Here is a 10,462-nt window from a genome sequence, read left to right on the forward strand (position 1 = left end):
CTAGGCGAGGTGCCGAGTGTTGGGGCAAGAGCGTTTTGCTTACTTTTGCGCTGTTCAAAAGTGAGCCGCTGTAAGAGCGGAACCATAAGCAGCCGTTACCCAAATAACGGATATACACCCAACCCAACCCAACCCAACCCCATCAAACCCACCCCAGCCAACTCCAGTAAGTCACCGCAAACACCACCATCAACAAATAACCAACCAGCGTCACCAAAACCCCCACCTTGGCAAACTGCCGCGCCGTAAACGTCCCCGTCCCCAGACACACCATATTCTGCGGCGCATTGATCGGCAGAATAAACCCATAACTCATCACAAACCCCAACAGCATCGTCATCCCCAGCCGACTGAACTCCCCCGGCAACGTCTGCAATACCGCAATCAAAATCGGCAGCAGTGCCGAGGTCAACGCCGTGGCACTGGCAAACCCCAAATGAATCACAATCAAAAACGCCCCCAGAATCGCAAACACACCCAGCGGCCCCACCTGATCCAACCCCGTGTGAGCCACCACCGCAGCCCCCAACCACTGCCCCGCCTGGGTGGTCAACAGCGCCGTCCCCAGGCTGATACCGACCCCGAACACAATCACCGTGCCCCACGGAATCCGCGACTGCACATCCTTCCAGGTCATCACGCCGATACCCGGCAGCAACAGCAACACCAACCCCGCGTACGTGGTCGAGGTGGTATCAAAACTGTGCAAACGCCCTTCCGTGGCCCAGGCCAGCAGCAACATCACCGACACCGTCAACAGGCGCTTCTGCGGCCCGGTCATCGGCCCGATGTCCACCAGTGACTGCGCCACCGCTTCTTTGCCACCCGGAATGCTGTCGGTCTCCGGCGGCAGCAATTTGAGCACCAGGAACAGCAACACCGCCGACATGATCAACGCCCACGGCGCCCCCGCGATCAGCCAGTCGATCCACGACACGCGCTGGCCAAGCATCTTGTCCATGAAGCCGACGGTCAGCAGGTTCTGCGCGGCGGCGGTCTGGATGCCAACGTTCCAGATGCTGGTGCCCTGGGCCACCACGATCATGATGCCGGCGGCGATGTTCGAGCGCTTGTCCACGCCGAACGCGGCGATCACGCCCATCATGATCGGCACCACGCAGGCACTGCGCGCGGTGGCGCTGGGCACCACCAGGCTGAGCAGGATGGTGACCGCAATCGCCCCGAGCAGGATGCGCCGGGTGCTGGTGCCGACGCGGCTCAGGGTGACCAGGGCGATGCGTCGGTCCAGGCCGGTGTGGGTCATGGCGGCGGCGATAAACAATGCGCCCGCCACCAGCGCCAGCGCCGGGTTGGAGAAGCCGGTCAGCGCCATACTGATGGCCGGGCTGGTGCCAATCAAATGAGTGGGGTCTTGCAGCGACGGCGCCGTGCCAAGCAAAAAGGCCATCAGCGACGTGATCATGATCGCGCTGGCTTCATAGGACACCGCTTCGGTGATCCATACCACCACGGCAAACGCGAGGATTGCCAGCATGCGGTGCCCGGCCACCGGCAAGTCGGCGGGCAGCGGCAACAGCAGCACCCCGGCCATCACCAGCACGGCGACCACCAGGCCCAGGGGTAATTTGTAGGATGCCGCGCTCATGGGGTGCTCCAAGGCTCTGAATCAGAGCCTTGAGCATGGGGCAAAACCACCTGCGGCGTGTTGACCTAGGCCAATAACTGACTCAACACCGCCCGCAACTTGCCGGGTTTGACCGGTTTGTTCAGCAACGGTGCTTCCAGGCGACGCAAAGCACGGCGGCATTGGTCTGTGCGATCGGCCGTGATAATGACCGCCGGGATCTTGCAGGCAAAATGCTCGCGCAACTGCTTGACCACCGCACAACCCACCACCCCATGGTCCAGGTGGTAATCCGCCAAAATCAACTCCGGCGCCCTGCCCTGCAAGGCCAGCAACGCACCGGCCTGGTCGGTGGCGGTGACCACTTCACAGCCCCATTGCCCGAGCAGCGCACGCATGCTTTCGAGGATGCTCACCTCGTTGTCGATCACCAGCAAACGCCGCCCCGGCAGCGGGTTGCCGGTGGTCGGTTGCACCGGCAACTGGCTGATCGGCAACGGCATCTCATCACTCAACGGCACTTCGATGCTGAACATCGAACCCCGCCCCGGCCAGGAACGCACGGCGATGGGGTACCCGAGGATCTCGGCGATCCGCTCGACAATCGCCAACCCCAGCCCCACGCCCTTGCGGTCGGCAGCGCGGCCGACATCGAGCTGGTTGAATTCCAGGAAGATTGACTGCAACCGGTCCGCCGCAATCCCACGCCCGGTGTCCCACACTTCCAGGCGCAAACAATGGCCGCGCCTACGGGCACCCAACAGGATGCAGCCTTCGTCGGTGTAGCGGCAGGCATTACTGAGGAAATTGCGCAGGATCCGCGTCAGCAGCCGCAGGTCGGTGCTGATCGCATAACGCCCGGTGTGCACCCGCAGGTTTAGCCCCGCCGCCTGGGCCACTGATTGAAACTCCGAGACCAGCGGCGCGAACAGTTCGTCGAGCCGATACAGCGCCACATCCGGCTTGACCGCCGCCTGGTCGAGCCGCGAAATATCCAGTAAATCGGTGAGCAAATCCTCGGCGCCTTCCAGCGCCTGGTGCGTACGTTCAACCAGCACCTGCTCGACGCTGGGCAACTGGCGCTCGCGCAGGGTGGCGATCAACAGCCGCGCGGCATTCAGCGGTTGCAGCAGGTCATGGCTGGCGGCGGCCAGGTACTTGTCCTTGCTGCGATTGGCGGCCTGGGCGGCGTCGCGGGCGTCGCGCAGGTCCTGTTCGATTTGTTCGCGTTGGGCAATCTGTTGCTGCAGGTTGTGGTTGGCTTCCAGCAACTCATCGGTGCGCGCAGCGACGCGTTGTTCCAGCTCGTCGTTGAGACGGATATAGCGCTTGCGCTCGGCCTCCAACTCATCCAGCCGCGCGGTGAGTTCCGGGTAATGGCTCTTGCGCGCCGACTGGTCGCTCAGCCCCAACAGCCCCGCGAGCGCACGCTGCTGGTCGTCAGAGAGCTTCGCCATAGACGACCTCTACATCACGCTGGCTCGACTCCCTCGGGTTGGTGAGGATGCACGGGTCGCCCATCGCATGCTGGGACAGGAACGGAATATCCGCCACGCGCACCCCATGCAGGCCAAGGGTTTCGTGGAAGCCAATGGCATGTTTCAGCGCGATCAGGTGCTCCACCAGCCGTCCGCAGATCTGCCGGTGATTAAGGCCGCGACAGTCGATGCCAAAGGTCTCGGCAATCACCTTGAAGCGCTCCGGCGCCGAGCTGTAGTTGAACGCCACCACATGTTCGACCAGCACCGCGTTGCACAGGCCGTGGGGCAGATCGAGAAAGCCGCCCAGGCTGTGAGACATGGCGTGCACCGCGCCGAGAATCGCGTTGGAGAACGCCAGCCCGGCCTGCATGCTGCCGAGCATGATTTTCTCGCGCAGGGCAATGTCCGTGGGGTTGGCGATCATCTGCACCAGGTTGCCGTTGATCAGGCGCATCGCTTCCAGCGCATGGGGGTCGGTGAGCGGACCATGGCCGGTGGAGACGAACGCCTCGATGGCATGCACCAGCGCGTCGATGCCGGTGCAGGCGGACAGGAACGGGTCCATGCTGGCGGTGGTTTCCGGGTCGATCAACGACACATCCGGCACCACCGCCTTGCTGACGATGGAGAACTTCATGCGTTCCTGCTGGTTGGATATGATCACGAACTGCGAGACATCCGCCGAGGTGCCGGCGGTGGTGGGGATCAGGATCAGCGGCGGGCTGGGCACGCGAATGGTGTCGACGCCCTCGAACTCAAGAATGCTGCGCCCGTGGGCCACCACGATGCCGATGGCCTTGCCACAGTCCATGGGGCTGCCGCCGCCAATGGCGACGATCACGTCGCAATGGTTTTCGCGGTACACCTCGGCGCCAGTCATGACTTCTTCGACGCGGGGGTTGGGTGAAACGGCGCTGTACAGGCAATAGTCGATGCCGATGGCTTGCAGGCTGGCTTCCACATCGGCCACCCAACCGGCGGCGATCACGCCAGGATCACTGACCACCAGCACTTTGCGCGCACCGAAGGTCTTGGCGTAGTTGCCGACGTTGTGCCGGCAGCCGGCACCAAAGATGATTTCAGGCGAGACGAATTTACGCAGTTGGCTCAGGGTCTGGCTCATTGGAAAGCCTGTTTTTATTATTTTGGAAGAATGCGCTCCACACTAACCGATCCGGCTGCGATTGCAATCAGACCAAAGAGGCATCCTTCCAGCAGCTCCCGCGATCAGCGGCTAGCGAAGTACATGGTGACTTCGAAGCCAATACGCAGGTCGGTAAACGCAGGTTTGGTCCACATTGGGGCAGTCCTCTTGTTGTGCCGGAGGGTTCCGGTGGGGTCATTAATGCATGGGGAATGCGGGGAGCGAATGCTACTTTCGAAGCACTAGCCACCCTGCATTAGTCGCGGCTCCTACAGGGGATTGCATTTCAAGTCAGGGTCAGAAGAAGCCCAGCGGATTGATGTCGTAGCTCACCAGCAGGTTCTTGGTCTGCTGGTAATGGTCGAGCATCATCTTGTGGTTTTCACGACCGACACCGGATTTTTTGTACCCACCAAACGCCGCATGCGCCGGGTACAGGTGATAACAGTTGGTCCATACGCGCCCGGCCTTGATCGCCCGGCCCATGCGGTACGCACGGTTGATGTCGCGAGTCCACAGGCCGGCGCCCAGGCCGAACTCGCTGTCATTGGCAATCGCCAAGGCTTCGGCTTCGTCCTTGAAGGTGGTCACGCCCACCACCGGCCCGAAGATTTCCTCCTGGAACACGCGCATCTTGTTGTGGCCCTTGAGCAGGGTCGGCTGGATGTAATAGCCGCTGGACAGGTCGCCCTCCAGACGCTCCGCCGCGCCGCCGGTCAGCAGCACTGCGCCCTCTTCCTGGGCAATCTTCAGGTAGGAAAGAATCTTGTCGAATTGCTGCTCGGACGCCTGGGCGCCGACCATGGTCTCGGTGTCGAGCGGGTTGCCGCGCTTGATCTTGACGATCTTTTTCATCACCTCGGCCATGAACGCATCGTAGATCGACTCCTGCACCAGCGCGCGTGATGGGCAGGTGCACACTTCACCCTGGTTGAAGAACGCCAGGACCAAGCCTTCGGCGGCTTTTTCGATGAATTGCGGCTCGGCCTGCATGATGTCTTCAAAGAAGATATTCGGCGACTTGCCGCCCAGCTCCACGGTGGACGGAATGATGTTCTCGGCGGCCGCGTGCATGATGTGCGCGCCCACCGGCGTGGAGCCGGTGAAGGCGATCTTGGCGATGCGCTTGCTGGTGGCCAGCGCCTCCCCGGCTTCGCGGCCAAAGCCTTGTACGATGTTGAGCACGCCAGGCGGCAGCAGGTCACCGATCAGCTCGGCGAACACCATGATCGACAACGGCGTCTGCTCGGCCGGTTTGAGCACGATGCAATTCCCGGCAGCCAACGCAGGCGCAAGTTTCCAGGCAGCCATCAGCAGCGGGAAGTTCCACGGGATGATCTGCCCGACCACGCCCAAGGGCTCATGGAAGTGATAGGCCGCGGTGTGCTCGTTGATCTCGGCGGCACCGCCCTCCTGGGCCCGAATGCATCCGGCGAAGTAGCGGAAGTGGTCAGCGGCCAGAGGCACGTCGGCGTTGAGGGTTTCGCGCACCGCCTTGCCGTTGTCCCAGGTTTCGGCCACCGCCAGCACTTCGAGGTGTTGCTCGATGCGGTCAGCGATTTTCAGCAACACCAGGGCGCGATCCTGGGCCGAGGTCTTGCCCCAGGCATCGGCGGCGGCATGGGCGGCATCGAGGGCCTTGTCGATATCGGCGGCGCTGGAACGCGGGAATTCGGCAATCACTTCGCCAGTTACCGGCGAAGTATTGGTGAAGTACTCACCCTTGATCGGCGCGACAAACTCACCGCCGATGTAATTGCCGTAGCGCGGCTTGAAGCTGACGATGGCGCCGGGGGTGCCAGGTTGGGCGTAGATCATGGTGAGGCCTCTGCTTATTGTTGGGTGTTGATGGGCTGCATCTGGGTGCGTTCGTAGTGGGGGTACAGGTGGGTCACGCTGCGGATCAGCTCATAGCGACTGAGGCTGATCGCGGCGAATCGCTCGGGGATCGGGCTACGGATCAGCTCAGGCATGTCACTGCCCTGGGCCGCACCGTCGCGTAGCAACTGGTCGAGCCAAGTGAGGTAGTCGTGCATCTGCTCGAAGGGTTTGGCGTCGGTCGCGATGGGGCCGTGGCCGGGCACGATCAGCGTCCAGGGCAAACCTTGCAGGGTGGCGATATCCGCCAGCCAGATCAGCAGCCCCGGTGAATGAGGCGTGGTGAGCGCACGTTGGTAGAACACCAGGTCACCGGCAAACAGCACGCCGGTCTTCTGGTCGAAGATCGCCAGGTCGGCACCGGTATGGCCGCGCAGCTGCAGCAGTTGCAGGTCGTGGCTGCCGAAGCTTTTCACGCCGGGTTGCAGGGTCTGGTTGGGCAATACCACTTCGGTGCCGCGCATCCAATCACCGACCATGCGATACAGGTTCTCGGCCATGCTGTCGCCCTGCTCATGCAATAGCTCGGTGGTGCCGGCCAGGGCGCCGATCGGCACGTCCTTGAAGGCTTGGTTGCCCAGAGCGTGGTCGGGGTGATGGTGAGTCAGCAGCACCTGGATCACCGGTTTGTCGGTGACACCGGCGATGGCCTGGCGCAGGGCTTCGCCGTAGCGTTTGGACGGCCCAGTGTCGATCACTACTACGCCAGGTTCAGTGACGATGAAGCCAACGTTGACGATGTTGCCGCCGTTGTCCTTGGCAAAGTTGTCGGTGCTGCCTTCCAGCACCCAGGTGTTATCGGCAATCAAACGCGGCTTGAGGCCGTAGTCCAGCTCGGCCAGCACCGGCAGGCTGAGCATGAGTAGCCACAGCAGAATCCAGCGCTGGGTCATGGGATGGCCGCCTCGAACTGGCTGCCGCTGGTGTCGCGCAGGGTCAGGCGTATGGGCTCGGCGCCTTCGACGTCGAAGGCCAGGTTGGGGTTTTCACTGACCGCAGGGAACAGCTCCAGCCGCGCCAACAGCTGGTTATTCACACCGTGCAGTTCGGCCTGGTTGATGAAGAACTCGGGAATGCCGCTGACCATGCCGTTATCCATCGGATGCGCGACTTGCAGCTTCAGGCGGCTGAACGCGGCACGCGGGTAACGCCCGCCGAGCACTTCGCCGAGGTGGTCTTCCCAACCGGGCTGGGTGCGCACCACGCTGGGCGCCGTGCAACCACCGCCGGCGGCATCGATCAGGGTCGAGCCGACATGCCAAATGCCATCCTTGGTCAATACCGCCGCGCGCAAGGGCGTGGCCTGTTCGATGCGAATCCGGATCGACAGCCATGGCAGCACGCGCTCCACCGGCTGAAAGTCGACGATTTGCGGCAACGGATTCAACTCGGCCCAGGCGAGGATTTTCACCACCTCCCCCTTGAACGCACGGGCGTCGATTTCCAACGGCACCTGGCGTGCATCCTCAGCGAACGGTGGCGCCAAGAGCTTCACCCGCTCGTCGAACACAAACGGCGCGTTGTCGAGAAAACGCTGGTGATAGTAGGCCCACATCACCGAGGGCACCGGGTCGACAGGCGCGCCCCAGGCCAGCATTGGCAAACAGAATACCCACCACCCGCGCAGGCGCATGGCTTACTCCTCGACGTGCACGCTGTCGAGGTAGGTACGCACCGCCCACAGGGCTTCCTGGCTCAAATAATCCGCCATTTTCGGCATGTACACCCGGCCATCGCGCACCGCGCCGTGGCGCACACGCTCCACGAACCACTCATCCCCGGCGTCACCGGCATCAAGCATGCGCAGGTCGGGGGCGATGCCACCGGACTTGGCTTCCAGGCCATGGCACGCCGCGCAGTTCTGGTTGTACGCCGAGGCACCCACTTCGACGGCCTTGTCGTGTTCGGCGGTGGTGCGATACGGGTTGGTGGCGGCCCAGCCATCGGCGTCCAACGGCACGCCGGCCTCCTTGATCGGGGTAAGGCCTTTGGTTTCCACGGCGGTGGGCGTCACGTTGCCGTGGGCCCAAACTGAACCGGCACTGAGCGCACCGGCAATCAGGCAGGCGGTGATCAAGGCGTTGCGTTTTGTTGTCATTGTTTTTTCCCTCAGGATTGCACGCAAAACCTCTTCGCAGAGGCTATGGCAACCATCTTAGGAAGCCCCCGGCGGCGCCCGTATGCTGCTTTGGTGGGCGGGCTCTCATCCGTTGGTAGCAGGCCTTGTGGGGCACTGCTAAATCAGAGGCGGTTCGGGAAAAAGTCCCGGCAACACCGGGACTTTTTCCGTATTCGTCAACGCAGCCAGGCAGCAACCTGTGCAGGCCAAAACCTCCACTGGGAACTGCAACCATGACAATAAGATCGCTACCCGCCCGCTCACCTATAAGCCTTGCCGTGCAAGCCTTTGTGCTGGTGGGCAGCCTGTCCCTCAGTGCTGCGGGCCTTGCAGCCGCCGAACCTGCCGTCGCCAAGCAAACCCGTAATGTCACCTGGGAAGACATCGCCAACGATCACCTGACCACCAAGGACGTGCTGCAATATGGCATGGGCACCAATGCCCAACGCTGGAGCCCCCTGGCGCAGGTCAACGACAAGAACGTGTTCAAGCTCACGCCGGCCTGGTCCTACTCGTTCGGCGACGAGAAGCAGCGCGGTCAGGAATCCCAGGCCATCGTCAGCGACGGCGTGGTTTACGTCACCGGCTCCTATTCCCGCGTGTTCGCCCTCGATGCGAAGACCGGCAAACGCCTGTGGACCTACAACCACCGCCTGCCCGACAACATTCGCCCGTGCTGTGACGTGGTCAACCGCGGCGCGGCGATCTTTGGAGACAAAATCTACTTCGGCACCCTGGACGCGCGCCTGATCGCCCTCGACAAGAACACCGGCAAAGTGGTGTGGAACAAAAAATTCGGTGATCACGCCGCCGGCTACACCATGACCGGCGCCCCGGTGCTGATCAAAGACAAGGTCAGCGGCAAGGTGCTGCTGATCCACGGCAGCTCCGGCGATGAATTCGGCGTGGTCGGCCAGCTGTATGCGCGCGACCCCGACACCGGTGAAGAAGTCTGGATGCGTCCGTTCGTGGAGGGCCACATGGGCCGCTTGAACGGCAAGGACAGCACCCCGACCGGCGACGTGAAGGCGCCGTCGTGGCCGGATGACCCGACCACCGAAACCGGCAAGGTCGAGGCCTGGAGCCACGGCGGCGGCGCCCCTTGGCAGAGCGCGAGCTTCGATGCCGAGACCAACACCATCATCGTCGGTGCCGGCAACCCCGGCCCGTGGAACACCTGGGCGCGCACCTCCAAGGACGGCAACCCCCACGACTTCGACAGCCTCTACACCTCGGGCCAGGTCGGTGTAGACCCCAGTACCGGCGAAGTGAAGTGGTTCTACCAGCACACGCCGAACGATGCCTGGGACTTCTCCGGTAACAACGAACTGGTGCTGTTCGACTACAAGGACAAGGACGGCAAAGTGGTCAAGGCCACCGGCCATGCCGACCGTAACGGCTTCTTCTACGTGGTGGACCGCAACAACGGCAAGCTGCAGAACGCCTTCCCGTTCGTCGACAACATCACCTGGGCCAGCCACATTGACCTGAAGACCGGCCGCCCCGTGGAAAACGAAGGCCAACGTCCGGCCAAGCCGTTGCCGGGTGAAACCAAGGGTAAGCCGGTGGAAGTCTCGCCGCCGTTCCTGGGTGGCAAGAACTGGAACCCCATGGCCTACAGCCAGGACACCGGCCTGTTCTATATCCCTGGCAACCAGTGGAAAGAGGAATACTGGACCGAAGAGGTCAACTACAAGAAGGGCTCGGCGTACCTGGGCATGGGTTTCCGCATCAAGCGCATGTATGACGACCACGTCGGCACCTTGCGGGCGATGAACCCGACCACCGGCAAGGTAGTGTGGGAGCACAAGGAACACCTGCCCTTGTGGGCCGGCGTGCTGGCGACCAAGGGCAACCTGGTGTTCACCGGCACCGGCGATGGTTTCTTCAAGGCCTTCGATGCGAAAACCGGCAAGGAGCTGTGGAAGTTCCAGACCGGCAGCGGCATCGTCTCGCCGCCGATCACTTGGGAACAGGATGGCGAGCAGTACATCGGCGTCACCGTCGGCTACGGCGGTGCGGTGCCGCTGTGGGGCGGCGACATGGCCGAGCTGACCAAGCCGGTGGCACAGGGTGGGTCGTTCTGGGTGTTCAAGATTCCGAGTTGGGATCAGAAAACCGCTCAGAAATAACCCCCACTGAGTATGCCGGGGCCGCCCTTTGTGGGGGGGGGGGGGGGGGGGGCCCCCCCCCCCCACCCCCCCCCCCCCCCCCCCCCCCCCCCGGGGGGGCCCCCCCCCCCCCCCCCCCCCCCC

9 protein-coding genes are annotated in these 10,462 nt (G+C 62.8%); 1 reads left to right on the forward strand and 8 read right to left on the reverse strand.

The window, feature by feature from the left end; genetic code table 11:
- Window positions 1-142 precede the first annotated feature (142 nt).
- The 8 genes from WH299_RS29505 to pedF all read right to left on the reverse strand — a co-directional run bounded on the left by WH299_RS29505 (window position 143) and on the right by pedF (window position 8,186).
- The gene (locus WH299_RS29505) at window positions 143-1,606 is read right to left on the reverse strand and encodes a DASS family sodium-coupled anion symporter (protein ID WP_028616962.1); all 1,464 of its coding nucleotides are present in this window, start codon (window positions 1,604-1,606) and stop codon (window positions 143-145) included.
- Window positions 1,607-1,671: 65 nt separating this feature from the next.
- Window positions 1,672-3,042, reverse strand: coding sequence for an ATP-binding response regulator (locus tag WH299_RS29510; RefSeq protein ID WP_122729246.1), 1,371 nt, complete (start codon window positions 3,040-3,042; stop codon window positions 1,672-1,674).
- Entirely contained in the window at window positions 3,026-4,189 is a 1,164-nt protein-coding gene (ercA, locus tag WH299_RS29515; protein ID WP_028616964.1) for an alcohol dehydrogenase-like regulatory protein ErcA, read from the reverse strand. The genes WH299_RS29510 and ercA overlap by 17 nt, the downstream gene beginning before the upstream one ends.
- 104 nt (window positions 4,190-4,293) lie before the next feature.
- Window positions 4,294-4,365 carry a pyrroloquinoline quinone precursor peptide PqqA gene (pqqA, locus tag WH299_RS29520; RefSeq protein WP_010209364.1) on the reverse strand — a complete coding sequence of 24 codons (72 nt, stop codon included), beginning with the start codon at window positions 4,363-4,365 and terminating at the stop codon, window positions 4,294-4,296.
- 142 nt (window positions 4,366-4,507) lie between these two features.
- Window positions 4,508-6,028: an acetaldehyde dehydrogenase ExaC gene (gene exaC, locus WH299_RS29525; RefSeq protein ID WP_122729248.1), complete on the reverse strand. Its 1,521-nt coding sequence runs from the start codon at window positions 6,026-6,028 to the stop codon at window positions 4,508-4,510.
- A gap of 14 nt (window positions 6,029-6,042) precedes the next feature.
- A complete protein-coding gene (locus WH299_RS29530) occupies window positions 6,043-6,981 on the reverse strand; it encodes a quinoprotein relay system zinc metallohydrolase 1 (RefSeq protein WP_339552004.1) in 939 nt (312 codons plus the stop codon).
- Window positions 6,978-7,721, reverse strand: coding sequence for a quinoprotein dehydrogenase-associated SoxYZ-like carrier (locus WH299_RS29535; protein WP_123476014.1), 744 nt, complete (start codon window positions 7,719-7,721; stop codon window positions 6,978-6,980). Before WH299_RS29535 ends, WH299_RS29530 begins: the two co-directional genes overlap by 4 nt.
- 3 nt (window positions 7,722-7,724) lie before the next feature.
- Entirely contained in the window at window positions 7,725-8,186 is a 462-nt protein-coding gene (pedF, locus tag WH299_RS29540) for a cytochrome c-550 PedF (protein WP_028616968.1), read from the reverse strand.
- Between the two features lie 254 nt (window positions 8,187-8,440).
- Here pedF and exaA point away from each other — a divergent pair, with 254 nt between their 5' ends.
- Window positions 8,441-10,339, forward strand: coding sequence for a quinoprotein ethanol dehydrogenase (exaA, locus tag WH299_RS29545; RefSeq protein WP_122729255.1), 1,899 nt, complete (start codon window positions 8,441-8,443; stop codon window positions 10,337-10,339).
- Window positions 10,340-10,462: the final 123 nt, after the last annotated feature.

It is taken from the genome of Pseudomonas sp. MYb541 (assembly GCF_037479595.1).
Classification (GTDB): domain Bacteria; phylum Pseudomonadota; class Gammaproteobacteria; order Pseudomonadales; family Pseudomonadaceae; genus Aquipseudomonas; species Aquipseudomonas canadensis.